The following is a 26,080-nucleotide window of genomic DNA, read 5'->3' on the forward strand; positions in this document are numbered from 1 at the left end:
AGTCACCAACCACTATTTACTACATTTGGCGCATGCCGTTCTACTCCGACGAAATCATCCAAGAACTCAAGAACCAAGCGGATATCGCGCTGGTCATTCAGCAGTTCTTGCCGCTCAAAAAAAGCGGGGTCAACAAATACGTCGGCGTATGCCCATTCCACGATGACCATTCCCCGTCCATGTCGGTAAATTCCACGCTGGGCATTTACAAGTGCTTTGCATGTGGCGCAGGTGGCGATGTTTTCAAGTTCATCCAGGAACACGAAAAACTCGACTTCAAGGGCGCTGTAGAATGGGTCGCCAACTTTGTGGGTTTTGCACTTCCGAACCTCGGCAACAACGTCAATACCGAAGTGCTCGAAGAACGCACGATGGTCCGCAAGCTGAACGAGCTCGCCTGCGAATGGTTCGAACAGCAGCTCACGTTAAGCCCAAAGGCGTTGGAGTATTTGAACAAGCGTCATGTCTCGCCTGAGACGCGCAAACAGTTCCACATCGGCTACGCACCAACAGGGCGAGAAGGCTTAATCGGCTACGCCGCCCGCAACGGTTTTTCGCCTCGCGACTGCGTCAAGGCAGGACTTGCCGTCGAAAAAGAAAACGGCGGTATCGCAGACAAGTTCCGCGATCGCTTGATGATTGCCATCCAGAACCTCTCGGGTGTCGTTGTCGCATTTGGCGGTCGAGATTTGAGCGACCCCGCATCGCACAACGGAATAAAGCTTGCCAAGTACATGAACAGCCCGGAAACGGCGCTTTACAGCAAGCGCGATATTCTCTTCGGTCTGAACCACAGCCGAAACGCCATCATGAAGGAAAATGCGGTCATTATCGTCGAAGGATATTTTGACCTCATCAGCCTTTACCAAAGCGGTGTGCAGAACGTCGTGGCCGCATCGGGTACGGCACTGACCGAGAATCACGCTAGCATTCTCGCCCGCTACGCAAAGACCGCTTACCTTGTATTTGACGGAGACGCCGCCGGGCAAAACGCCACGCGCCGCAGTCTCGAAATCGTGCTACCTAAGGGTCTTTCGCCAAAAGTTTTTGCACTTTCGCGACCGGACGGCACCAAGATTGACCCGGACAACTTCGTGAACGAACAAGGCCCGGACGCTTTCAGAAGAGCGCTCCGCACCGCCGAAGACTGGCTCAGCTATCTCGGGCGAACCATGCCGAACAACAGTCCCGAAGACCGAGCCGCATTCATCACGCAGGCGAAGACACTCATCAAGAGCATCGAGAACCCGGAACTCCGCAATCAGTATTTGAAGCTCGTTTCCGAGCGTTACAGCACAACGCGCTCGCTCGCAGGCATCAAGGTGGCACACCCGAAACGCGAAAAAGCACCCACCGCCGAACAGCCAGCAGCACCGCAAGTGAGTGTCCCGTGGGAACTGCTCTCGCCGATTGAAGTGCGTTTTGCAAACTTGCTGTTCAGGAACCCCACGCTTCTTGACCGCGCCGCAGAATATTTCGACATGGACTTTGCCGCAAGCGGAATCCAAATTTTTGATTCTCCGCTGATTGATGAATTTATCCAGTCCATTCTCGCGCAGTACGCTGAAACGGGCGCGTTCTCGCCAAGAGTCTTGTACGAATCGCTTTCGCCACAGTTGCAACTTTTCTTGGAGCAACTCCCTGACGAAACGTGGAAAACGCCGAACGAAATTCTGGAATTTTACGACACGTTGGCCGTGCTCACACTCAACCTGTGCGACCGCTACAAAAAGCTCATCCCGCTCGACTCCGAAGCGGGCATGCGTCTCCGTATGCAGTTGAACAAATTCACGCAGGGCATCCAGACGATTTCCAGGAAGCGCAAGATTTCGGCCATTACGCCGGATGTTTTCGCCGAGCAGATTATCCAGAGCAAAACACCGCTCATCGAGCTTTACACTGAAATTAACGAGCTTGCGATGAACGGAGGGAACGCCGCGCAGTTCTCGCAGCAGGTCCCCGCGCAATTTGCAGCACCCGGCGCACAATTTAATGATGCGCCCGCCGTGCAGTCCGCATTCCAGCAACCCGAAATGCCACCCGAGATGGAAGCCCCGCCTCCATTCGATGGTGACGAGCAATTTGCATCAAGCGAACCTCCCGAAGAAGCTCCGTACGATCCGAACGAAGAACCTTACGTTCCCGATGACGAGCCCTACGTTCCCGACGATGACTTTGGAGCCATGGACGATTTCGGCTAAGCCCAACAAGATTTTAAAATTAAAGAGGAAATATGTTATCCATCAAGAACCTTAAAGCAAGTATCGAAGACGGCACCCAAATCCTGAAAGGGATCAATCTCGAGGTCAAGCCGGGAGAAGTCCACGCCATCATGGGCCCGAACGGCTCCGGCAAAAGCACGCTTTCCAAAGTGATTGCAGGCCACCCCGCCTACCATGTCGATGGCGGTTCCGTAGAACTGGACGGCAAGAACTTGCTCGAAATGGAAATCAACGAACGCGCCAACTCCGGTCTCTTCATCAGCACGCAGTACCCGACCGAAATCCCGGGCGTGAACAACGTCGAATTTTTGAAGATGGCGCTCAACAGCAAGCGAGCCTTCCTCGGCCAGCCCGAAATGAGCGACGAAGATTTCAAGAAGCTCTGCGAAGAAAAGATGGACTTGCTCGAAATGGACGAACGTTATCGTGAACGCGGCGTGAACGACGGCATGAGCGGTGGCGAAAAGAAGCGCAACGAAATCCTCCAGATGGCCATTCTCGATCCGAAGGTGAGCTTCCTCGACGAAACGGACTCCGGCCTCGATATTGACGCACTCCGCATCGTGGCAAACGGCATCAATCACATCATGTCGCCCGAAAAGGCCGTGATTCTCGTGACGCATTACCAGCGCTTGCTGGACTACATCAAGCCCACTTACGTTCACGTGCTCCGTCACGGCAAAATCATCTTGAGCGGCGGCCCGGAACTTGCCCTCAAGCTCGAAGATCAAGGCTACGACTGGATTGAAGAAGCCAAGTAAAGTCGAGGACGCATAATGAACGCTGAATTTATACAGAACTTGCCCACCGCGGAACAGGCGATAGCGCGCCTGCGTGAGCTCGGCATGCCCCGTCGCAATAACGAACTTTGGTCGTTCTTCCCGGTTGCCAAAATCCCAACACCGGAATTCATGGACACGGATTTTGCGGCAGCCCCAACGACTTTCCCGGCAGCAGCCCCGGCCAACCAAGAAACCGACTTTGCCGCCCTCCTCCCGATTGCAAATCAAGCCCGCCCCATGATTCGCGAAATCGTGCCCGGCGCAGCCGAAATGGCGATGCTCAAGTGCAACAACGACTTCGGTCACACAGTTCTTGACATCGGCAAAGGCGCCAAGGTGAGCCTCGAAATTCTCGACAACAAGGTCACTCACGACATCGCCGCCGAGCGTTTTGACATCAACGTCGGCGAAAATGCAGATGTCGAAATCTTCTTTGCAAACCCGGCCTGCGATTTGCCGCTCCGCTTTAGGCATTTCAACATCAACCAGGCCGCAGGTGCCAACGTCCGCTTTTCGAGCATCTGCAAGGATACAGCCATTGGCCGCGTCAGCGTCGAATGCCACCTCAAAGGCGAAGGCGCCAACTTCGATTACCGCAGCCTCCACGTTCTCGATGGCGAAGCCTCGCAGCACAGCCGCCTCACAATTTACCACGAAGCCCCGCGCACCACAAGCACACAGCTTGCCCGCAACTTGCTTTCTGGTTCTGCACGTGTGAGCTACGACGGAAGCGTCATCGTCGGTTACGACTGCACAGGCGTCAACTCGAGCCAGCTCGTGAATACAATCCTCTTGAGCGAAGATGCTAGCGTCTCCGTGAAGCCCGTCCTCAAGATTTATCACGATGACGTGGAATGCACGCACGGCAACACCGTCGGCGAACTCGATGCTGAACAGATGTTCTACCTCGTGAGCCGCGGCATCCCCAAAAAGGCTGCCCAGGAAATGCTCATGCGCTCCTTTGCTCAAGAGACGTTCCTCCCGCTCCCCGACAGCCCCGCGAAAAAGCGATTGATGGCGGAAATTTAGACGACAAATGCGTAAGGCGAATGAAGCAGGATTGCTTGCAAGCCTATTTCTGAGCCTAGCATTTGGTACTTGTACAAAGAACGCTCGCAAACTCGCTACAGACGAGAGACGAGAGAGCCTGTAAGATACAGACACAACTAAACGATAAAAAAGGCGACTTCGGTCGCCTTATTTTATTTTTAACAGATAAGATTTTTTATATTCTTCTATATGAAAAAATTTATCCTTATTATTGCATTGGGAGCATTGAACGCATTCGCTATCGATTGCCTTCGTTCCACCCTTGACATTTTCATCAAAGACTACCCAACATCCACTGAGCCTACAATATTGAATTACAAGAACTTTCTTGTAGATAGCATTTACTCCCAACAAGGATACTCTAGCCAACCCCAAAAGTACGAAAACTATAAGTATTACTATACAGGCTCTTACGTTGACAGTGCTAGGGTTTACACCAAGAAAAAAGGCTCTGACGATTGGGAAATCAAAGTCCAAGATCACGAGTCCCTTAACTATGGAGCTCTCGATGTCAAGATAACCATTACGCAAGAGGGAGATTTCAAAATAATCCGCAAAGAAGGCAAGGGCAATCCACCCATCATTGAATATGTGGTTTACGAAGATAAGGACTCCGTCTTCTTTGTCAAGTCTTATGTTGAAAAAAACGGGGAAAAAACCAACTCTTATCTCTACAATTACTATATAAGTAATGATACTTTATACCAATTCAACGATGGAAGGAATACATTCATCGTTCAAGACTCAACAAACGAAAGCAAATGCTACGAATACGGTTCATCAACCGAAAGTGATTTCCAAGTCTCTTACGAATACGAAATGAGAGGCGACACACTTACCGCCACCGAAAAAAAACACGGGGACAACCAAAGGACAATCACCATATTCCTTGTTCCCAGTGAAAAATACTCTAGCACCGTTTCTAGCCCCATTACTTCCGCAACACGACGCCTCAAATTGAATCCGGCAAAATCGCGAGACTTCGATTTGCTCGGCCGCCCCGCCAAGAACAAGCACATCGCTATTTTCAAGCATTAAAAAAATCCGCCGGACGTATCCGACGGATTTTTCCATTGCTGTGAGAACTCTCATTACCTTTCATTCCCGAAAGCGGCTTCAGCCGCGAATGAACTCAACAGCAATGGACCACACACCCCAAACATCCCAAACACCCTAATTTTTCCCTTCTTCCTTTTGTACCAGTGGGCTACCACCGGCACATTTATAAATGTATACGAGAAATCAAGGGCGCGCTAAAAATATTTTCAAAAGCAACATCCAAACAAGAAAGTTCCAAGTCGGAATATTTTTTTAAAGGAGATTCCCGCGCGGTGGCGCGGTATAATAAAAAAATCCCGCGAAAAGCGGGAAATTTAAAGGTTTTACATGATGTTCACAAGGAACAATAGAGCGGAGCCGCTAAAGGCAACCACAAAATTTACGACGAATTCCTCAAAAGCAGTCCGCTTCGGGTCTTCGTCTGTGTATTGATCTTCTTCCCAGTATCCCATTCTCATCTCGTAAACCGTAGGATTCTCCTACGAAGCTTAATTTAACTTTTTTTTTCAAAAATCAAAAGACTTTTTTAAAAAATTATTTACGATATTTCAGAAAATTTGAGCAAAGTTACCCGATAAACCCGTACAAAGTTTACTTATTTCGTACGGACTTATTACTTGCGATCTTCAATCTTCTTGATGGGTTCGTCCATCATGCGTTCGGCAATGACTTCCGGAGTTTCTTCAGCCACGGCAGCGTTCGATTCTTCCGGCATCCACGGCTTGTCGAGGCTCTTTTCCCAAGACACGGTCGGAGCCTTCTGTTCTTCCTGGGAGGCATCCACAATCGGGAGGCCAAGGAGTTCGCGGGCGCGGTTGAGAGCAGCGTCAATGTTACCGAGAGCGTTTTCTTCGCCAAGCTGGGCAAGCACACCGGCACGGGTCAAAGCCACCACCGGCTGGGCATGCACGCCACTCAAGAGAAGCTGCGTACCTTCGCTCTTGCAACGCTTGAGCAAGTCTTCAATCATGTTGATACCGGCAGCGTCAATGCTAGAGACGCTACGCATGCGCAAAATCAAGATCTTCGGCTTTTCGGAAATGCGGTTCATCGTTTCCTTGAACTTGTCCACCGCACCAAAGAAGAGGGAACCGGCAAGTTCGTACACAAGCACGCCCTTCGGCACCTGGCGGCCGAGGGTATTACGGGCAGCTTCGTCATCGTCATCCTTCAAGGCAGAAGAAACCGCTTCGACTTCGGCGACATCGCTCATGCGCTTGATGAAGAGCACGGCAGCAAGGAGCACGCCCACTTCGATAGCAACCGTAAGGTCGATAATCACCGTGAGGAAGAATGCAACAAGCATCACCGTCACATCGCTCTTCGGAGCCTTGAACATCTTGATCACGCTGCGGTAACCGCACATATTGAAAGCGACCTGGAAAAGCACGGCAGCAAGGGCTGCCATCGGGATCATTTCGGCATACTTGCCAAGCACGAGCATAATGAGCAAAAGAACGACAGCGTGAACAAGGCCAGAAATCGGGCTCACGGCACCGTTACGGATGTTCGTTGCGGTACGGGCAATAGCACCCGTTGCCGGGATACCGCCAAAAATCGGGCTCAAGATATTTGCGACACCCTGACCGAAAAGTTCCGTATTAGAGCGGTGCTTGGTACTCGTCATACCGTCAGCCACCACTGCAGAAAGGAGCGATTCGATAGCGCCGAGCATAGCAATCGTAAGTGCCGGCTGGAACACCTTTTGCATCATTTCGAGGCTGATATTCGGGAGGTGCGGCACAGGGAATCCGCTCGGGATGTGGTTTTTCATGCCAATCGTCACGACGCCGTGACCGTTCACCGGATCATCCCAGCCAAGGACCTTCACCATTACCGTTGCAACGATAATCGCAATGAGGGAACCCGGAACCTTCGTAGTAATCTTCGGCCACAAAATGCAAACCGCGAGAGCGACAACGCCCACAATCACGGAATAGACGTTCATGGAACCGAAAGAAGAAACGTAAAGCTTGATTTTGCCCACGGCGTCAGCCGGGTCAGCGCCCGCAAAAGTAAGGCCGAAGAAGTTCGGCACCTGGCCAAGCGCAATAATAATAGCGATACCCGCCGTAAATCCGACCGTCACCGGATACGGGATGAACTTGATAATCGCACCAAATTTAGCAAGACCGAAAATGACGAGGAAAATACCGGCCAAGAGCGTTGCCGAAGCAAGGCCATCGTAACCGTACTGGCTCACAATGCCATAGACAATCACGATGAATGCGCCCGTCGGGCCGCCAATCTGGAAGCGGGAACCGCCCAACAGCGAGATGATGAAGCCCGCGATAATGGCGGTGTAAAGGCCCTGTTCCGGACCCACGCCAGAAGCGATAGCAAACGCAATCGCCAAGGGGAGAGCCAAAATGCCAACAATCAAGCCCGACATCAAGTCGCTAGTGAAATCCTTGCGAGTGTAGCCGCGCTTGATGCTACGAACGATTTCCGGGGTGATTGTCGAAACGACGCCTGTCAAATACTGCTTGACGGATTCCTTGGCGTGAATATCAGACATTGAAGGTCTCCATATTAAATTCGAGACCCAAATTTAGGAATTTACCCCAATTTCGTTAAGGGGGGTAAGATTTTTTTATAAAATATATTTTACAGCAAGCCCTTCTTTGCAGAGCGCATCAGGTTCTTGACTTGCTTTTTGTCCATCGCAGGCACGTTTGCGTCTTCAAAGCGCTTGGACCGTGGAGCACAATCTTCGCAGAGGTGCTTGACCACCGTCCCAAAACTTGCGGCTCCATCGGACACGGACATTTCACGGGAGCGGTAAGAGCGCAGCAAGGCTTCCTTGTGGCACTTGTCGCAGATGCCCATCTTGGGGGCGGCAGGCTCGCGGGCAGTATTGCGTTTCTGCTTGTCCTTTTCGGAATCAATGGAGAACGCACGGCTCATGGCCGCATTTTTACTAGCAAAACGATTGTCAAAAAGACCCATAATTACATCTCCTTTAAATCTTCTACAAGTTTATCCTGCAAATATAGCGCTAAAAGCATGCAGCAAAGCGACGTGGCAGAGCCATCTTCCATAAAGAGGGAGCGCCCGAACTTGCCGCGTTCCATCTGCTTTTCCTTGAACGTCTCGGCAAATTCCGCAAAATCGAGAAGCTTTGTGCGGGGGGCATTCGCAGCGCAAAACTCACGAATCATTGTATTTAGATATTCCACCTCGCTTACCGCAATCGGGAACATTTCCGGGGGAATCGTGAGCAAAAAAAGTCGCGACTGCGTCTTGTTCACGAGTTCATTCACGAGCGTTTCGTAAAGCAAGGCAATCGAGGCGCCATCGGTACCGCCGTGGTTCAGTTCACGCAACCCAAGCCCCATGATAATGCGGCCGGCATTTTTGCCTATGACATCGGAAGAAAGGCGCGCTTTGATTTGCGATAACGAGACCGCAACAGGCACATTTACGGAAAACTGTATAGGTCGGCTGGGTTCCCGGCACAGCACGGCTTCCACAAAACGGTTCGCCGCTTCGCCCTTTGGCCCAAATAATTCATCGCCTATAACTAATACTCTGTTTTCCACATAAACAATCTATACTTTAGAATCCGATTTGACCACAGAGATTTCCCAATAATTGCCTTTTTTTTCGCGTGAAAGCACTTTATGGCCGTCAGCAATGAGCGATCCGGGCACATTTTCAATCGGGGACCCCTCATCTAGCCAGATTTTGAGCGTTCGGCCTGCCGGATAACCGGACATGACGATTCGCGAACGGACGGAATTGAGGGGGCATTTTACGCCACGGAGATCCAAAAGGGAGGGAATTTCGCCCTGGAGGGTGGCAGGTAACGGCAAAATTTTCGCTTTTTCGCAGAAATCGGCGATTTCTTCGGTGTAATTTTCGGGATTTTCAGCCCATTCCCCCACCGGGAACTCCGAAAGACCACAACATACTATTTTGGATAGAGCCTCTTCGGGGGTAAGGAGTGCCGATGTACCGCGACGGATCCATTCCACACACGCGTACATTAACAATTTACGTAAAGATTCTGTAAAACCTGCAGTTTCGCGGTTCGCATCTATCCAGCGAGCGATTGGAGATGTTAAATTTTTCTTGCGTTCATCTGCCATTTTTTGCATATTTCGCCATTGTAAAAAAGTCTAATCATACCTATGTAAAAATACACTTTCCAAAGCAAAAAATGGGCCAAAATTCCTGAAAAATGTAGCAAAGGTCACATAGCGTTTCTATATTTGGCCCCAAGCATTCAATAAATGCAAAGGTTACAGTAGAATGAGTACTATACTACTATACGCAATGTTCGTCGTCTACGTTATCGCAGGCGTGGGATTGGTGATTTACGGGTTCAGTTGCTACTATAGCATTTACCTGTTCCTCAAGAACAGCCGCAAGACGCGACTTTCAGACCGCAAAGCGATCTTGAAGTACTACCGCGAACATTCGCTCGCAGACCTCCCGCAGGTCACGACCCAGCTCCCGGTTTTTAACGAAGCCAACTGCGTTGAACGTCTCCTCGAAGCCGTCTGCGCCATCGACTACCCCAAGGACAAGCACGAAATCCAGGTCTTAGACGACTCCACGGACGAGTGCTACGAAGTCACCAAGAAGAAAGTTGCTGAACTCGCCGCCCGCGGTTATGACATCAAGCTCATCCACCGCACGAACCGCAAGGACTTCAAGGCTGGCGCCCTCAAGGAAGGCATGGCTGTTGCAAAGGGTGAATTCCTCGCCATCTTCGACGCCGACTTCGTTCCTGAAAAAGACTTCCTCTTGAAGACCGTCCCATACTTGGTCATGGATCCGCAGGTAGGCCTTGTCCAGGGCCGCTGGGGTCACTTGAACCGCACCGAATCCGGTTTGACGCTCGCTCAGTCTATTGGCATTGACGGTCACTTTGTGATTGAACAGTCCGCACGTAGCTGGGGCAAGCTCTTTATGAACTTCAACGGTACCGCCGGTGTCTGGCGCAAGGACGCTATTTACGGTGGTGGCGGCTGGGAAGGCGATACGCTCACCGAAGACATGGACCTTTCTTACCGTTCCCAGCTTGCTGGTTGGAAGATGAAGTTTGTGTTCGACGTGATTGTTCCGGCTGAACTCCCGAACGACATCAACGCTTTCAAGGCTCAGCAGTTCCGTTGGGCAAAGGGTTCCATCCAGACCGCTATCAAGATTTTGCCGAAGGTTTTGCGTTCCAAGGTTCCGCTCCGCGTGAAGATTGGCGCCATCCTCCACACGACGCACTACTCGATCCACCCCTGCATGTTGTTCACAGCACTCTGCGCTTGGCCGTTGCTCGCGTTCTTTGAACCGGTCGGACACCTCCCCACTTGGGCATACACGGTTGGTTTCGCATTCATTTTCCTCGCCGCAATCGCGCCTTCTGTTCTTTACTTTGTCGCCCAGCGTTGCTCCGGCTACACCGGTTGGAAGATCCGCTTGCTCTCGCTCCCCATCTTGATGGCCCTCGGCGTTGGCATCGCAGTCAGCAACTCCCGCGCAGTGTTCGCCGCAGTTCTCGGTACAAAGGGCAGCTTCGTCCGTACCCCGAAGAGCGGTGGTGCAAAGAAGAAGGCCAAGAGCCATTACGCACAAAAGTTCCCGTGGATGGCACTTATCGAACTCCTCGTCGGCGTCTACTGCATTTTCGGTTTGCTCGAATACATCAACGCCAGCAAATACATCATCGGACCGTTCCTTGCCCTTTATGCAATCGGATTCCTCTCGGTGAGCGTGCTTAGCTTTATGCATTACATCAGCAACATTTTTGAAGTTCGCAAAGCCATTAAGTGCTCTGAATGCGTCGAAGAACAGGCTACGAACTAAGTTATAGCTCAGCAAGATGCGGCGAGATTCGCCAAACGCAATTCAAGAAGTCCCGCAAACGCGGGGCTTTTTTTGTTGGTGTTTTGGGGCTCTAGAATCGCGCACGAATGGCGCCACGGGATGCACGAGATTCGCCCGAGGTAGTGTCGCAAGGCGGGAGGCCACGCACAAAGCGGGTGCGGCAGCGGAGTTCTTGAGCTTTCCCGGTCGCAAAGTGGACATAGTTGTCCGAAGTTGCAACAACGCCGTGATGGAACATCGAATAAACGTTCAACGAGACGGTCGTGAGGATCGCGGCAACCGTTATGGCGACAAGCATTTCCAAAAGCGTAAAGCCGTGTCGAGATGTTTTAGGCAGAGCTAGATTCATCGCAAATAAAAAAGCCTCCGATCCTCATCGACAACGCACGAGGCGTTTGAGAGAATAATGTTCACTCGCAACAACAGCCCACGCCAAATGTGAACAGCCAGGAACACGAATCAGGCGAACCGACAGAGAGTCCGCGCAATCCGGGCGGTTCGCAACCAACGATTCCATCGAAGAGAGCACGTCATAGAATTCCTCCAAGCGCTTCCGCTCCCCCGCCACTTCGCGATTGAAGAAATTCCAACCGCCAAGGAGCGCCGTTGTTCCAACGAGAAAAACCGTAAGCGCCACGCAAACTTCGGGCAAAGTAAAGCCTTGACGAGAACAAGTCACAAGCGCCTCCGGGAAAACACAACATTGCGAGTGTCCATACAAAATGGCAAAAGCGCCTGAGTTGAATCGAGATGCTTTGCCGAAGAATCACGTTCAACAGTCCCAGACGGCGCAATCGCCAAGCCTTCAAACACTGACTTTTCAAGGAGCGACAAGCGGTTCTCACGATAGCCGACCGCAAGAGCCACGCTCGGGAAATTCATTTGTGCACGGTCTGAAATTTCAATATTCTGTTTTGAGAGGAGCGCACCCGCCATTGAGACATTCCCCGAGACAGTCACGCTAGCAAGGCCAAAAATTTCAGCAAAGTCAGCGGTCACATTTCCCTGAACGCTCACTGAGCCAGTCGCATAAATCCGAAGCGTATCAAAGTGAACATTCCCGCGAATCTTGACATCGCCCTCAACATTCGCCATAAAAGAACGAATTGACTTGCGCGAACTTTGCGAATTTTCAAAAGCGCGGGATTCGCCGAGGTCTAACGTCAAATCGCCAGCGCTCACATTTATCGCCATCATGCGTTCTGCAGAGAGACCATCTGAAGAATCCAGTTTAAAAAAGCGACGATTTCCCGACAAGTTTTTCAAGCCCACTGAATGCAAAATGCGTTCATGCAAATTCTGCTCCAGCACTACGGCACAACGCGCCCATTCCGAAGTCGAGAATCGCCCGTATTCAAGCCCCAGCATGAACTGGAATTTATTACGAACACGCCATTCGGTCCACGGTCCAAGAATCCGAGATTCAACAATCGGAAGCTCCGCAAAATAGCCATCCGGAAAGCCATACAGTTTCGCGAGCACCGCAGATTCCGCGAAATACATTTCCTGCGTTTCTTTTGCCACAAGCGATACGTTTCGGCGAAGCGCCCCCGGCATTTTAAGCATCGCAGTCACGAGAATCGAAAGCACAAGTAACAAGCCCAACACAAGCGGAAGAACGTTACCGCATTTTGAGCGCATAACGAACCTCCTTGCGACCACAACGCATCACAACATCGTTCATTCCAATTCGCTTCACGCGATATCGAGATAGCGAATCACCGACCGAAAGCGTTTTCGTCTCGCCTGCAGATGTTTTCACAAGCGCCACTCGCCCGCCCACAATTCCAAGTAAACTGAATTCCGACGAATCACAGGTTCCTCGTGAAGTTCGCCAACTTCTAGATGCGACACCGTCCACAAAACCCGCCCGTCCGAGAGTCCATTTTGCAGGGAGCAAATCGCGATGCCCTTCCGCCCACGCAAGCATTTCTAAATCGCGAGCGGCAGGCTGACTTAATTCAACCGGAGCAACATTCACAAATGAATTGTGAAATTCATCATCATAAAATTTTGCACATAACAAATTCAAAGAACCGCCGCTCATTGCAAAAACACACGCACAAAAAACAAACAAAGCCACGACGCTCATTATCCAACGCCTACGTTCGCAAGGTTTCATCGAATCGCACTCATCTAAATCCTTGCCACGCCAAAACGGATCACGCACAGCAACTTGAAATAGCTCATCCACCTTCGGCGAGCCCTCGCCAAACTCCCCCACGTCATTCATTTTCGCAAACAGTTCATCGGCTTTCAAGAATTCCTTAAAACGCGCAACACGCTCCCTACAAGCATCATCAAACACTTCTCCGTAGCCATACTCTTCTGACCAATGGCACAAACGGCCTTCCATAAAAACGAGGATGTACAGGCAATGTCCCCAAAACGCGACAAACAACAAATTTCCATTTTCCGCAACCTCCGCACATTCGCCGCCACACTCCGCGCACGCTTCATCACACTTCAAGCAATTCTCACCATCCCGTTCGCCACGCAATATTTTGTCAGCAATAGCATACAACGCAATTTGTTTTGGCAAGCAACGGTCAAACGTTTTTCGGTAATTTTCCAACGGTTCATCCGCCACCGCCACGAGATAGCGATGTTTGCGTCCATCCGACGCATTGAACGAGACCAGCTGCCAAAAGAAAACCGCGCACTCGCCATCTGCAAAACCGGCATTAAATACATCTCTAAAATCTTCGTCAAATCGCTTGCGCAATTCCGTTTCCGTAGGCATCCCGTCAAATGCTGTCGTCACTTCCCACGTCATCATCCGAGCCGCAACCGGTGCAATTCGCTTATTCCAGAAAAACATGTTATTAACCCTTAGTCAATGGTTATTTTTTCACATCACTAATCCTTACAACTTTCCATCAATTTTCCCTCTCGTCTGTAGACTCGCAGAGCCGTTCTCTCGTCTAACATCCACACTCGGCGTGATAAAAATTGCGAGTTCACTTTCGTCCTCTTCTTCGGAGGTGTAACTGAATAACCGCCCAAGAATCGGAATACTCCCCAAGAACGGCACCGCCGAACGCACCTCCGTCTTGTTCTTGCGAATAAGCCCGCCCAAGCACAAAGTTTCACCATCACGCAACACCACAGTTGTCTTCATGTTCCGAGAACTGATGTCTCGCGGCCCATCGCCAGTGCTCCTGCCCGCCGTCTTGATTTCCGGCGACACAGACAACGTTATCAAACCGTCTTGCGTCATCGTGGGGGTGAGTTCCAATGAAATACCATCGTTAAACGAACGATAATCCGTAATCGGGTACCCATCCGCAGAAACTTGACTGACAAGATAATAGACCGTATTCGTCACGTTGAGTTCCGCCTTATTGCCGTTCAACGTTGTCACACGCGGGCGCGCAAGAACCTTCGCCTCATTGTTCTCTTCCATCGACGAAAGCTCTAGTTCAAAGCGGTCCGGCAAGATTCCGATTTTTCCGAACGCCCCCGATTTCGAAATATCCTTGCCCAAGAAATCAAAGAACCCGCGCGCCTGAATATCGCGCTCACCCACATTCCGCGTTGCCCCGCTCCGCACACCAATCGCAAAACTACGCCCCTTGCGGAACTCTACAATCACGCACGCAAGCGTCACTTGCATTTGAGGCACATCGACCATTTTCAAAAGCTCCTCAGCACGCGCAATCGCCCGCGGTGAGCCACCAAGCACAAGCGCATTCTGCTCACGATATTCCGAGACATTCAGTTCCGAGCCTTTCATAAACTTTGAAAGTTGCGCCATAGCTTTCTCGGGCGACACATGCTTTAGCGAAAAGACACGCACATCGGCAAGCGCCTTTGCCCCCTCTTCCGAGACCCAAAGCGACGATGAATCTAGCCGAAACGTGAACGCACTCCCGCGAAAAAGTGACGCTAAAAGTTCCGGCAACGAAACATCCTTGAACGACATCTGCACTGTTTCATTCAAGTCGCCATAAACGGCCAAATTGAGCCCAGCCTCTTCTGCAATTGCCTTAAGCACTGCCTTGAGCGAAACCGACTGCAAATCCACCGAATAAAGGTCACCCGCACGTTCCACAGAAACTTCCGCGCCATCCGACGAACCGTTCAAAGCATTCCCCGTTTTCGCACGCGAAACCCGCAAGCACCCGCGCTCCCCGCGAACCTTGAACCCGTTCGATTCCATCAACACGCGAAACGCCATTTCTGGAACCATTCGCCTCAGATTTCCACTCACCACACCATCCACGTCGTAATCCGCAAGCACATTCACGCCCGTATTCAGGCCAAATTCCTTCACAAACTCGCGCACGTTCATGTTTTTCACGTCAATGACCACGCCAGAATCTGTGAGCGCAATCGTACCGTTCTGCACACGCGCCCGCCGAATATGGTACACACGCCCTTCCAACACCAAATCCAAGCCATGCGATGCACAAAGCGAAGTCAGCCCTTCGAAAAGGCTTACCCCCTCCAGGTGAAACGTCACGCGAACATCGCCCGCATCATCCGTCAAAATGGACGTTCCATACGCAAGCGAAAGCGTCCGCGCCACCTCCGCCAACGAAACATCCACAAAATCGAGCGTTACCGCCCCCGGCGAAGTCCGAACAGACTTCGGCTTTTCAACCGAACGCGCTCCCGCCACCGACGAAGACAACAACAATGTCAAAAGGGAAATTCCCAAGATCCTTAGAAGCACACGATTCTCCTAAAATGCGCATGCCCGCTTTTTCAATGCGAACGCCTCTGGCGTTACAATTGCGGCCCCTGCCCGGGATAATATTTAAGGATCTAAGAAATGATATAATAAGTTGCGAACCAATGTATAAAAAAGCAATTAGAAAAACAAGACGTCTAAAGGGGAATAAAATTTTCGGAACTTTTATCCCCGCTGAGGCGAATTACCTCGTTTTTTTATGGGTTTTAAGACCAGCAAAAAGGACTTTTCGAACAAAAACATCGAAATTTACACAATTTCGCCACATTTTCAAAATTGGCACGGTTCTTGCTAAATACAGGGTGGAAACAAAAAAATCCACCCACAACCATAGGAAGAATCATGAAATCAAAATTCATCGCAATCCTCACAATCTCTACGCTTGCCTTTTTTGCCAATGCATCTGCCAAGAGCGATGCCTCTGACATGAAGAGCGTCAAGGCCGAAATCACCGCTGAAATTTCGGAAGAAGTCCAAGCTGAAGTTGTCGACAAGGTCGACTTCAAGAAGATGCGCGAAGAAAGCAAGGAAGCTCGCAAGGGTCTCCTTGACAAGATCAAGCTCGACAAGGACGAAGCCAAGGTAGAAGCTCCGAAGCCGCCGAAGCCGGAAATCGAACCGCCGACCCCGAAGACGGAAGAAGAACTCCAGGCCGAACGCGAAGCTCACAAGGCTGAACTCGAAGCCAAGAAGGCCGAACGTGAAGCTAAGAAGGCTGAAGAAGAAGCAAAGCGTGCTGAACGTGAAGAAACTTTGAAAGCTGAACGCGAAGCTAAGAAGGCAGAAATGGAAGCCAAGCGCGCCGAAGAAGAAGCTAAGCGTGCTGAACGCGAAGAAGCCCGCAAGGCCGAACGCGAAGCTAAGAAGGCCGAAATGGAAGCTAAGAAGGCTGAGCTCGAAGCACAGCGCGCAGAACGCGAAGAAGCTTTGAAGGCTGAACGCGAAGCTCGCAAGGCCGAAATGGAAGCCAAGCGTGCTGAACTCGAAGCACAGCGCGCAGAACGCGAAGAAGCTTTGAAAGCCGAACGCGAAGCTAAGAAGGCAGAAATGGAAGCCAAGCGTGCAGAACTCGAAGCTCAGCGTGCAGAACGCGAAGAAGCTTTGAAGGCCGAACGTGAAGCTCGCAAGGCTGAAATCGAAGCCAAGAAGGCCGAAATCGAAGCACAGCGTGCAGAACGTGAAGCTTTGAAGGCTGAAAAGGAAACTGTAAAAGAAGAAAAGACCGTAGCACAGGTTGAATAAGGACTTTCCTCCTAAAAAACTGGGCGGCGGGAGCAACCGTCGCCCTCTTTTTTCCGAGTCTTTTCAAGGTTAACGCTATGAAAAACGCAAACAAAATTATTGCACTTTTGACCAGCTCGGTATTCGTGGCGGTTCCGTTTGCACAACCGGAATCCGATATCGCGACACCTGCAGGAAGGTCAGAAATTTCGCAAGACGCCCCTGACCTTGGACAGAAACAGAAAGAAGACTGGCAGCGTTTACGCGAAGAACGCAAACAAGCTAGACAGCAGATTCTCTCGGACATCAAGGCAAATGCCCATGCCGAAATCAAGGATATCCAGCAAGACATCAACTTGCAAAAAACGAGCAACAACGCGCTAAACGAAAACAAGAATATCGCGAAAGAAAATATTATCAACAAAGAAAAAGGGCAAATTGAAAAGAATCGCGACGAATGGGAAAAACAGCACCCAGAAAACCCGCCGTTCGATGTTCCACGTCCAAACGAACACGTCCCTTTCCCTAAAGGTCCTAAATTTTAAGACCAAAGATTTGAATTTTACCAACCCACACAAAAGCGACGCCGAATGGCGCCGCTTTTTTTTGATCAATTTTTAGCTTATCACCACGTTGGCGGCGGAGCGTAGATGAATTGACCCGCGCTGCAAAAGAACACGCAGCCATCGATATCGCTAGACTCGCCTTCGTTTTCGCAAGCGGTTCCGATTACAGGGCTTGCCTGGCAACGCAGAGACGGGCGGTCGCAATCGACTTCTTCGCCACATTCGTAATACTTGAAGCGTTCCACCCACTTGTTATTGACGCAGATGTAGTTTTCAATTCTGAAACTATTATTGGATTCCACGATGCGGAGGTCTCTGCTAGATTCAGAACCGTCGCAAGGTTCGCTCAGCCATTTATCGTTGCAGTATCTATCAATGCCATACTTGTTGCAAAGTTCGTATTCGCTATAACCGCATTCCGGAGCAAGGGCGTTGCATACAGGAACCGCGCATCCATCCATTCCTGGTTCGCAATCCTTGACATTCAGAGACCAGTATCCCTGATCACACACAAATTCCTCACCTGTTTCGCAATCAAATGCAAATCTTTTTTCTACACCACAAAAACCGCAACCAGGCCTATTATCATCGCATTTAACATCGGTGATGTGCTCGCAGATTTCATCGCCCATGCCGTACTCTCTCCACTTGCCGCCTTCGCACTTGTAATGGCCATTGAAGACGCCTTCTTTAAAGCAAGCTTCGCAGTATTCAAGTTTGCCTTGGGCGCAGAGTTTATTGTTATCCGTCGCCTTGACTTCCCACGTTTCACCGTTGCAAACGTAAATGGCACCACTTCCGCAATCGGCAATTTCCTTGATGCCATCCGGTTGGCAGAGACGGTAGCCACAGCCACCCATCCCCGGCTTGCATTCATCCGGTTTGACATTCAAGCAAGTCACCGGCTGCCAATTGTTGTTTTGGCATTCATAGTTCGCACCTGTCACGCAGTCAACGGCGGTGCGACCGTTTTGATCCACGCAGTTACCCTTTTCGGTCATGCCATCGTAATCCGTGATGTGTCTGCAAGTTTCCACGGTTTTCTCTTCGCAGCAAACCGGCTCCTGAGTCCAAATTCCGTTACAGTGAGTCGTCCAATGACCATTCGGACACGATTCAACGGAACTCGAGCTCAATGGCTTTTGAGAAAACGAAGAACTGCTCACGCAGAAGTAGGTCTGGCCCATTTCACAAAGTTGTTCGACGGTGTAACCACACTCAGGAAGCAGTGCAGCACACTGCGAGCTGAGCGGGATATCGGATGAAGAGCTTACAGCAACCTCTGAGCTAGAGGACTGCGGAGCAGGCTGTTCAACGGCCGAGGAAGTCCCACCGTTTCCAGCGTTGAAATCAGGACCGCTGAGAGTATCGTTATCGCATGCAACGACTGCGAAAGAAGTAGCCGCCACAACGGCAAGGCTCATCGCCTTGACATAATGATTCTTTTTCATGATGTTTTCTCCTTAATTTATAATTTCACCCATTCATTACCCGTTTTAAGATTCGGGCAATTATCAGACAAATCCACATCAACTTTTATATGTTCCGTTTCGGCATGGCTATTGAGTTCGCCACAATAGTAGAACAGGAACCTGGACATTTGAGTCAAAGACAGCGCCTTACATTCTCCCGCCGGAATATCAATCACCTTGATGGTATTCTCGGTAATTTCAGCAACGATATAGGCTGCAGTCAATCCATCGCTATACACATTGAACGTATAAAGTCCACAATTTTCGTCCAAAGTTTCGTTCTTTATCGCACTGATGATTTGAGGATACATCGAAAACGCCATTGGGAAATATTCTTGCAGCAATTCGACATTCTGCTTTACAATCTTATGCGGCCAAGGCGTATCAAATTCGGTCGCCATCGGCGGATTCGGATTTTGCGGATCGCCATCCGTATTTAGATCAATCGCTGTCGCCATGACGCCACTGTCAAACGAGTCAGATGCTTGATTGAGCAATTTCAAATAATAATCCAACGAAATATCTGGCTTTGCCGTACCTTCATTTGGTTTTTCGGAACTGCTAGAATTATTATTCACATCAACACCCGTAGAAGAACTTGTGGCTCCCGGAAGCGAGCTATTCGAGGACTCCATATAAGAGCTGCTGGACGATTTTACAGAACTACTAGAAATTGTGCGCGAACTGCTGGATACGGCCTTCGAACTGCTAGACGATTTTGCAGAAGAACTCGACGATTCCTCTTCGGAGCTCGACGAAACTTTATAGGCAAATTCATTTGTCTCTTCGGACGTACCTGCAATTTTATCCGAAGAACACCCCGCAAAGAAGCTCAGCGAAAAGATTACCGTGAGCGTTATAAGTTCATACAAACTACACTTCTTCATTTTCGTTCTCCTTCACGTTTTTCGTCAGGGGGAATAACTGCAAATTCAAGCGATAAACTTGTTCAATATTCTTTTCTTCGGCGGCGATGGCAATAATCTGGCGACGGCATTCATTCAGCACACATTCAATCTTGTGGAACGACTCGCGCGAAAGCCCCATGGTCACTCCACTAAAATTACGAATTTCCTTGGGGAGTTCAAGCGCCGATGTCGCAAGTCTGGACATCTGGCGGTGCATATTTCTCATGGCAAGTCGCGTTGCATCCGTCGTCCCCCTAATCGAAGTTTCGGACTGGACAAAATTGTCTTCGTCTTTTTTCAGGAGTCCCGATTTCGTGAGGAAATCGAGGGAATCGCGAACTTCCGCAGCAGAAATCTGCGGGTAGCACATTTTTGCCATTTCGCCCGGAGTGGCGCCCGGCATAATCGGGGCAAGTTCCCTGACAACCGAGTTGTGCCAAGTATCGTAGTACTTGAAAAACTCGCCTTCAATCGTACGGACTTTGTACGTCTTTGCGATGGAAAGCATTTCTTCGTAGGCGGCTTTTTTACTTTCTTCTGTTTCCGCCTGGCCGAACTTGACCATCGCCCTGAAATAATCCATCTCGAAACCAGCAAGTCCCATGGCGGCACCCGTGCGTTCTACACCGATACGGCTCAACTTGCTTTTACCGTCGCAAACGACCTTCATGTACGAGGGTGAACTGAATCCTGCGTTCTTGGAGAATTCTCTCCAGGAGAACGCGGAACAGCGCTTGCGTTCCTCGTAGTAATCACGCATGAACATGCGGAAATCGGTATATTCGACGATCGGTTTCATATTAAAAAATATAAAACCGTATTTTTCAAAAATCAAGTCTTTTTATGCTACAAAATTAAAGATTTTTGCAAAATTTAAGCATTTTTCTAAAAATTTCGCACAAAAATTTTGCATATACTACATCGTGTAGCATATAGAACAATCAACCCAGCGATTGGCGGGCGGCTTCTTTGGCATGGATGATGGTCGTATCGTACACAGGGAGCACGCTATCTTCTGCGGAGATGAGCATGCCGATTTCCGTACAACCAAGAATCACGCATTCAGCACCACGTTCCTTCAAGCTTTCAATGATGCGCTGGTATTCTGCACGCGATGCATCAAGAACCTTGCCCAAGCAGAGTTCATTGAAAATCACGTTGTTCACAATCTCAATGTCCGGAGCGTCCGGCACAATCACTTCAAGGCCAGCTCCCTTGAGGCGGTCCTTGATAAAGTCTTGCGTCATCGTGAATTTGGTACCGAGCAGCGCAACTTTCGTAAAGCCATCGCGAATAACGCTTGTTGCAGCCGCATCGGCAATGTGCAGAATCGGGATATGAATTTCACGTTCGATTTGCGGGACAAGCTTGTGCATCGTATTCGTTGCAATCACGATAAAGTCCGCACCCGCACATTCAAGGCGCTTTGCCGCATCCGCGAGAATCGCCGCATTGCCATCCCAATTGCCATTGGACATGTTCGCTTCGAGTTCTGCAAAATCGACACTGTTCATCAAGATTTTTGCGCTGTGGAAACCGCCCAATGCGCTCACAATTTCTTTATTCAAAATTTCATAGTACGTGATTGTACTTTCCCAGCTCATGCCGCCAATCAAACCAACCGTCTTCATAAATTTCTCCGTTAGCATTCATTAAAGGCTAATATTCATTAGCCAACTACACCGCAATAATAGCTAAAATAAACCGAGCCTTCATTCGAGGTCCGGGCTACTTACAAAAAGTTTTTTCAAAAAATTAAGGAAGAGTGGCTATTTCGCGATCTAAAGACTTAAATACGTCTTTCTGCGAAATCACTTTGCCCATGGCCATATCTCGGCCATTTTGAGCGAGCAACTTGATAAGCTTCAATCGTTCACGCGCAACCTGAATTGCGTCCATGTGTATTTCCTCCTGGAATCATTCTATTGTCTTTAAATATAAAATAATTAGAAATTACCATTCCTTGTGGCGATGTCCGTTTTTTAGGAAAAACACCTTTTTATCCGTTTAATCAACTGCCTTAATGTGCAGTATTCAAAATTTTTATATATTTGCTGGACGATCATAGCAATCGCATTAAGCCCACTTTAATTTTGGCGAGAACATCGTTTGCTATATATGGAATTGAATTTTAAAGAGATTGATTAATGGCAGCTACGAAATATACAGAAGACAGCATCAAATCCCTAGAGTGGCATGAACACATCCGTCTGCGCCCCGGTATGTACATCGGTAAGCTTGGCGACGGACAAAGCCCGGACGACGGCATTTACGTGCTCGTCAAGGAAATTATCGACAACTCCATCGACGAATTCGTGATGGGTGCCGGCAAGAAGATTGAAATCAACATTGACGACCATGCGGCTCGCGTGCGCGACTACGGGCGCGGCATTCCCCTCGGCAAGGTCATCGACTGCGTATCGAAGATCAACACGGGTGGTAAGTACGATTCCGAAGCGTTCCAGAAATCCGTCGGTTTGAACGGCGTGGGTACAAAGGCTGTGAACGCTCTTTCTACCAAATTCATTGTTAAAAGCTACCGCGATGGCCGCATGAAGCAGGCCGAATTCAGCCGCGGCGTGCTCGTACAAGACTATAAGGAATGCGCCACAAACGAAAAGAATGGTACCGAAATTTACTTTGAACCGGATGCCGACATTTTCAAGAACTACCGCTTCCTCCCGGCCTACATGGAAGAGAAGGTCTGGAACTACGCTTACTTGAACAACGGCCTCCAGCTCGTGATGAACGACAAGGTCTACACGAGCCCAAACGGCCTTTTGGACCTTTTAAACAAACACGTGGACGATTCCATCCGCTACCCGGTAATCCACTTCAAGGGCAAGGATATCGAATGCGCCTTCACGCACGGAAACCAGTACGGCGAACATTACTACAGCTTTGTGAATGGCCAGCACACCACGCAGGGCGGTACACACCAGCAGGCTTTCCGCGAAGGTCTTGTCAAAGGCGCCCGCGACCACTTCAAGAAGGACTTGGACCCACAGGATGTGCGCAACTGCGTCATTGGCGCCATTTCCGTGCGCATCCAGGAACCGGTTTTCGAGTCCCAGACAAAGACAAAGCTCGGCTCGACGACGGTCGCTCCGGGTGGCGCCCAGCTGCGCTCCTGGGTTGTGGATTATGTGGCAAGCGAATTTGACAACTTCTTGCACAAGAATCCCGAAACCGAAAAGGCGCTCCTCAACCGCATCACGCAGAACGAACGTGAACGCAAGGAAATCGCAGGCATCAAGAAGCTCGCGAACGAACGCGCCAAGAAGGCAAACTTGCACAACCGCAAGCTTCGCGACTGCAAGATCCACCTTACCGACGTGAAAAACGCGCTCAACCGCGAATCGATGATTTTCATTACAGAAGGTGACTCCGCATCCGGCTCTATCACCAAGGCTCGTAACGTGCAGACGCAAGCCGTGTTCAGCTTGCGCGGTAAGCCGCTCAACAGCTTTGGCATGACCAAGAAGGTCGTGTACGAAAACGAAGAATTCAACTTGTTGCAGCATGCGCTCGACATCGAAAACGGTCTCGAGAACTTGCGTTACGACAAAGTGATTATCGCGACCGATGCTGATGTGGACGGTATGCACATTCGCCTTTTGCTGATGACGTTCTTCTTGCAGTTCTTCCCGGAACTTGTGGAACAGAAGCACTTGTACATCTTGCAGACGCCGCTTTTCCGCGTGCGCAACAAGCAGGTGACCAAGTACTGCTACGATGAAGCAGAACGCGACAAGGCCGCCAAAGAAATCGGCAAGACCGGTCTTGAGATTACTCGATTCAAAGGTCTTGGCGAAATCAGCCCGGAAGAATTCGGACAGTTCATCAACGAGGACATGCGCCTCGAGACGGTGAGCATTCCGCCTGACGCTTCGCTCGGCAAGATGCTGGAATACTACATGGGCAACAACACGCCCATGCGCCAGGAACACATCGTGCTGAACCTGAGAGCAGAAGCTGTGGAAGAATTGTAGTTGATTCAGTAGACAGTACAAAGGAGGCGGTTGGAAGGACGCAGTTGCAGCTTACCACCGCCATCCTAACGAGAAACGAAAAAATCCCGCTTGAAGCGGGATTTTTTGCATTGTCATTGTCGCGGGAATCGCGAGACTTACACCTTATGGAGAGTCTGCGTCTTGGGGCCTTTCACGCCGGCAGGGAGGATCATCATGACCTTTTCCATGCGGGTGCCGTCCATGCGCAGAACGCGGAACGTGTAACCCTGAATCTTGACTTCGGCGCCCGGTGACGGGATGATGCCAAGCGTTGCCTGGATGAGTCCGGAGAGCGTTTCCACGTGGGAATTCTCAGGTGGCTTGAGTTCCACATCAAGCTCGTATTCCAAATCCGAAAGAGTCATTAACGGGTCGAGGATGTAGCGTCCGTCCTTCAACTTCTGCACGTCCTCGTCTTCGTCCATGTCGTCTTCGTCGCGAATTTCACCGACGATTTCTTCGAGAATATCTTCAAGCGTCACAAGTCCAGCCGTACCGCCGTATTCGTCCACGACAATCGCAAGCTGGTTACCCGTCTTGCGGAGTTCCGTCAAAAGATCATCAATCTTCTTGTGGTACGGCACGTAGACCGGCGGCATCACAAGCTTCATCAAGTCAAACGGTTCTTCGTGATGTTCCGTGTACCATTCCAAGAAGTCGCGGTTCGAAAGGATTCCGACAATGTTGTCGACCGTTTCCTTGTACACCGGCAAACGCGAATGGCGTTCGTTGTTCAAAACCTTCACCAAGTCCTCAAGCGACGTGTCCACATCAATCGCGCACATGTCCACACGCGGCGTCATGATTTCGCGCACCGGCGTTTCCACGAAGTCGAAGATGTTGAGGATCATCTGGCGTTCTTCTTTTTCGAGGCCCTCGCCTTCAGAGAGCGAAGAATCCGAAAGGTCCGCCTGCACAGCATCGCGGCGTTCTTCGGGCAAGAAGCTGAGCTTAGCGTCGTAACCCAAGGCGTTCAGCAACTTGAGGTAAATGGTATGGCAAACGCGTCCCACCGGCACAAACGGCATACGGATGAGCCTGTACAGCGGCACGAGCACCACGGATAAAGTATCCGGCTTCAAGTTGCCAATTAAGTTCGGGAAAAAGATGGTCACGATATAAATCACGGCACAAGCGCAAAGCATGTACGCCATGATACCGAGCAGCCAAAAATCGTGCGTCCACTGCCACGGGGCATTCGAGAACAGATAAAATCCAAACACGCCAATGCCCACGTCCGAAAAGATTCGGCCGATGGAGACGGTTTCGTTGTAGCCGCGGTTTTCGACAATCTTTGCAATCTTCGCTTCGCGGTCCGTGCGGTCGTGGTCTTCACGCTTGGCATAGATGGCGGCAAAGACTGCCTTGATTAAAGTAAACGATGCCGAAACTAAAAGAAAGAAAACGAGAAGAACAATCGCAATGGTGTTCGTATCACCCATTTTCCATGCTCTCCTTGTCCTTGTATGGATCCAGTCCCAAGAACTCACATTCGCGGGCGCGCATCACCTTGCGGTCGGCGGCCTTGATATGGTCGTACCCCGACAGGTGGAGCAGTCCGTGAACAATCACACGCTTCATCTCGGCAAAAAAGCTATTGCCGTACTGCGGGGCCTGGCGCTTGACCTGGTCCCTTGCGATGTAGATTTCGCCGAGCATTTCTTCTTCGCCCGGGATTTCTTCGTGCCATTCGAACGAAAGCACGTCCGTCACCTTGTCGAGTCCGCGGTAGTTCTTGTTCATCTCGCGAACGAACTCGTCGGTGCAGAGCACGATGTTGACGTTGTTCTCCGTGCCTTCTTCGGCAAGGAGCTTGCGGGCCATAGCTTCGAACTTATCCTTCCACGGGAAGGACTCGATATTCCCCTCGCACAGGAAATCGATAGTGTAGTCTTTCTTTTTACTAGCAGGGTCTGGCATTAAATGTTATACCACTTTTTTAAGACGTTGATAATGGCTTCGGCTTGCGCCTTGCCTGTAATCTTGAACTTGCCTTGGGGCTTGAACGTGCCTTGCATCTTGCGGTAACGGCGCAGAGAGACCTTCGGTTCGCTGAACTCGCCCGTTTTCGGGTCACGGTCCTGGTAGAAGAACATCACGGTCGGCCAGGCGCCCTTCGAAAGGACTTCCTTGCTCAATTCCTTGATGACGACTTCGCCGGTTTCTTCGTCAGTGTATTCGACGGTCAAATCTTCGACTTCTGCACTCATTTTTACCTCCAATGAAACACAAGTACGATACAATTATAACATTATTATGGAG

General features: G+C 50.2%; 26 protein-coding genes. 8 read left to right on the forward strand and 18 right to left on the reverse strand.

Translation table 11 applies throughout. The features are described 5' to 3' along the window. Positions 1-32 precede the first annotated feature (32 nt). The 4 genes from dnaG (at position 33) to FSU_RS04520 (ending at position 5,092) form a co-directional block, all read left to right on the forward strand. Positions 33-2,201: a DNA primase gene (gene dnaG / locus FSU_RS04505; protein ID WP_012820367.1), complete on the forward strand. Its 2,169-nt coding sequence runs from the start codon at positions 33-35 to the stop codon at positions 2,199-2,201. A gap of 32 nt (positions 2,202-2,233) precedes the next feature. Further along, positions 2,234-2,983: a Fe-S cluster assembly ATPase SufC gene (sufC, locus tag FSU_RS04510; RefSeq protein WP_012820368.1), complete on the forward strand. Its 750-nt coding sequence runs from the start codon at positions 2,234-2,236 to the stop codon at positions 2,981-2,983. Positions 2,984-2,998: 15 nt separating this feature from the next. Further along, positions 2,999-4,033 carry a SufB/SufD family protein gene (locus FSU_RS04515; protein WP_012820369.1) on the forward strand — a complete coding sequence of 345 codons (1,035 nt, stop codon included), beginning with the start codon at positions 2,999-3,001 and terminating at the stop codon, positions 4,031-4,033. Positions 4,034-4,243: 210 nt separating this feature from the next. Continuing rightward, a complete protein-coding gene (locus FSU_RS04520; protein ID WP_012820370.1) occupies positions 4,244-5,092 on the forward strand; it encodes a hypothetical protein in 849 nt (282 codons plus the stop codon). A 344-nt stretch (positions 5,093-5,436) separates the two neighbouring features. Here the strand turns inward: FSU_RS04520 and FSU_RS16630 are convergent, their stop codons facing one another. The 5 genes from FSU_RS16630 to FSU_RS04540 form a co-directional block, all read right to left on the reverse strand. Then, on the reverse strand, positions 5,437-5,565 hold the full coding sequence (locus FSU_RS16630; protein ID WP_014545345.1) for a hypothetical protein: 129 nt from the start codon (positions 5,563-5,565) through the stop codon (positions 5,437-5,439). A gap of 161 nt (positions 5,566-5,726) precedes the next feature. Then, positions 5,727-7,631 (reverse strand): SulP family inorganic anion transporter, encoded by a 1,905-nt coding sequence (locus FSU_RS04525; protein ID WP_012820372.1) that lies wholly within the window; start codon positions 7,629-7,631, stop codon positions 5,727-5,729. Between the two features lie 89 nt (positions 7,632-7,720). After that, positions 7,721-8,062, reverse strand: coding sequence for a hypothetical protein (locus tag FSU_RS04530; RefSeq protein ID WP_012820373.1), 342 nt, complete (start codon positions 8,060-8,062; stop codon positions 7,721-7,723). 2 nt (positions 8,063-8,064) lie between these two features. Beyond that, positions 8,065-8,655 (reverse strand): hypothetical protein, encoded by a 591-nt coding sequence (locus FSU_RS04535; protein WP_012820374.1) that lies wholly within the window; start codon positions 8,653-8,655, stop codon positions 8,065-8,067. A gap of 9 nt (positions 8,656-8,664) precedes the next feature. Beyond that, positions 8,665-9,213, reverse strand: coding sequence for a sulfurtransferase TusA family protein (locus FSU_RS04540; protein WP_012820375.1), 549 nt, complete (start codon positions 9,211-9,213; stop codon positions 8,665-8,667). Positions 9,214-9,367: 154 nt separating this feature from the next. Between FSU_RS04540 and FSU_RS04545 the strand changes: the two genes are divergently transcribed. Then, positions 9,368-10,921, forward strand: coding sequence for a glycosyltransferase (locus tag FSU_RS04545; RefSeq protein WP_012820376.1), 1,554 nt, complete (start codon positions 9,368-9,370; stop codon positions 10,919-10,921). Positions 10,922-11,012: 91 nt separating this feature from the next. On the opposite strand, the gene FSU_RS04550 is transcribed toward FSU_RS04545, so the two are convergent. The 5 genes from FSU_RS04550 to FSU_RS04570 are packed head-to-tail and all read right to left on the reverse strand — an operon-like array spanning position 11,013 to position 15,620. Beyond that, positions 11,013-11,291: a type II secretion system protein gene (locus FSU_RS04550; RefSeq protein WP_012820377.1), complete on the reverse strand. Its 279-nt coding sequence runs from the start codon at positions 11,289-11,291 to the stop codon at positions 11,013-11,015. A gap of 24 nt (positions 11,292-11,315) precedes the next feature. After that, entirely contained in the window at positions 11,316-11,621 is a 306-nt protein-coding gene (locus tag FSU_RS04555) for a type IV pilus modification PilV family protein (RefSeq protein ID WP_012820378.1), read from the reverse strand. Beyond that, positions 11,618-12,583: a hypothetical protein gene (locus tag FSU_RS04560; protein ID WP_012820379.1), complete on the reverse strand. Its 966-nt coding sequence runs from the start codon at positions 12,581-12,583 to the stop codon at positions 11,618-11,620. Before FSU_RS04560 ends, FSU_RS04555 begins: the two co-directional genes overlap by 4 nt. Next, the gene (locus FSU_RS04565; RefSeq protein ID WP_012820380.1) at positions 12,564-13,763 is read right to left on the reverse strand and encodes a hypothetical protein; all 1,200 of its coding nucleotides are present in this window, start codon (positions 13,761-13,763) and stop codon (positions 12,564-12,566) included. The genes FSU_RS04560 and FSU_RS04565 overlap by 20 nt, the downstream gene beginning before the upstream one ends. A 45-nt stretch (positions 13,764-13,808) precedes the next feature. Next, positions 13,809-15,620 carry a secretin N-terminal domain-containing protein gene (locus tag FSU_RS04570; RefSeq protein ID WP_012820381.1) on the reverse strand — a complete coding sequence of 604 codons (1,812 nt, stop codon included), beginning with the start codon at positions 15,618-15,620 and terminating at the stop codon, positions 13,809-13,811. Between the two features lie 360 nt (positions 15,621-15,980). Between FSU_RS04570 and FSU_RS04575 the strand changes: the two genes are divergently transcribed. Both FSU_RS04575 and FSU_RS04580 read left to right on the forward strand, forming a co-directional pair. Further along, positions 15,981-16,880, forward strand: coding sequence for a coiled-coil domain-containing protein (locus tag FSU_RS04575; protein WP_012820382.1), 900 nt, complete (start codon positions 15,981-15,983; stop codon positions 16,878-16,880). Between the two features lie 77 nt (positions 16,881-16,957). Then, positions 16,958-17,404 carry a hypothetical protein gene (locus FSU_RS04580; RefSeq protein ID WP_012820383.1) on the forward strand — a complete coding sequence of 149 codons (447 nt, stop codon included), beginning with the start codon at positions 16,958-16,960 and terminating at the stop codon, positions 17,402-17,404. An 80-nt stretch (positions 17,405-17,484) separates the two neighbouring features. Here FSU_RS04580 and FSU_RS04585 read toward each other — a convergent pair whose 3' ends face one another. The 5 genes from FSU_RS04585 to FSU_RS16395 form a co-directional block, all read right to left on the reverse strand. Continuing rightward, positions 17,485-18,876 (reverse strand): hypothetical protein, encoded by a 1,392-nt coding sequence (locus FSU_RS04585; protein WP_012820384.1) that lies wholly within the window; start codon positions 18,874-18,876, stop codon positions 17,485-17,487. A gap of 17 nt (positions 18,877-18,893) precedes the next feature. Next, on the reverse strand, positions 18,894-19,784 hold the full coding sequence (locus tag FSU_RS04590; protein WP_012820385.1) for a hypothetical protein: 891 nt from the start codon (positions 19,782-19,784) through the stop codon (positions 18,894-18,896). Then, positions 19,771-20,604 carry a TIGR02147 family protein gene (locus FSU_RS04595; protein ID WP_012820386.1) on the reverse strand — a complete coding sequence of 278 codons (834 nt, stop codon included), beginning with the start codon at positions 20,602-20,604 and terminating at the stop codon, positions 19,771-19,773. The genes FSU_RS04590 and FSU_RS04595 overlap by 14 nt, the downstream gene beginning before the upstream one ends. Before the next feature lie 142 nt (positions 20,605-20,746). Next, positions 20,747-21,436: an aspartate/glutamate racemase family protein gene (locus FSU_RS04600; RefSeq protein ID WP_012820387.1), complete on the reverse strand. Its 690-nt coding sequence runs from the start codon at positions 21,434-21,436 to the stop codon at positions 20,747-20,749. Between the two features lie 124 nt (positions 21,437-21,560). Next, the gene (locus tag FSU_RS16395) at positions 21,561-21,704 is read right to left on the reverse strand and encodes a hypothetical protein (RefSeq protein ID WP_012820388.1); all 144 of its coding nucleotides are present in this window, start codon (positions 21,702-21,704) and stop codon (positions 21,561-21,563) included. Between the two features lie 248 nt (positions 21,705-21,952). Between FSU_RS16395 and FSU_RS04605 the strand changes: the two genes are divergently transcribed. Beyond that, complete coding sequence (locus FSU_RS04605; protein WP_012820389.1) at positions 21,953-23,797, forward strand: DNA topoisomerase IV subunit B; 1,845 nt, start codon at positions 21,953-21,955, stop codon at positions 23,795-23,797. A 137-nt stretch (positions 23,798-23,934) separates the two neighbouring features. On the opposite strand, the gene FSU_RS04610 is transcribed toward FSU_RS04605, so the two are convergent. The 3 genes from FSU_RS04610 to FSU_RS04620 are packed head-to-tail and all read right to left on the reverse strand — an operon-like array spanning position 23,935 to position 26,028. Beyond that, entirely contained in the window at positions 23,935-25,260 is a 1,326-nt protein-coding gene (locus FSU_RS04610; protein ID WP_012820390.1) for a hemolysin family protein, read from the reverse strand. Continuing rightward, complete coding sequence (gene ybeY, locus FSU_RS04615; protein WP_012820391.1) at positions 25,253-25,738, reverse strand: rRNA maturation RNase YbeY; 486 nt, start codon at positions 25,736-25,738, stop codon at positions 25,253-25,255. Before ybeY ends, FSU_RS04610 begins: the two co-directional genes overlap by 8 nt. Further along, on the reverse strand, positions 25,738-26,028 hold the full coding sequence (locus FSU_RS04620; RefSeq protein WP_012820392.1) for a hypothetical protein: 291 nt from the start codon (positions 26,026-26,028) through the stop codon (positions 25,738-25,740). Before FSU_RS04620 ends, ybeY begins: the two co-directional genes overlap by 1 nt. Between the last annotated feature and the right edge of the window lie 52 nt (positions 26,029-26,080).

This window comes from Fibrobacter succinogenes subsp. succinogenes S85, from assembly GCF_000146505.1.
In the GTDB taxonomy this organism is placed as follows: domain Bacteria; phylum Fibrobacterota; class Fibrobacteria; order Fibrobacterales; family Fibrobacteraceae; genus Fibrobacter; species Fibrobacter succinogenes.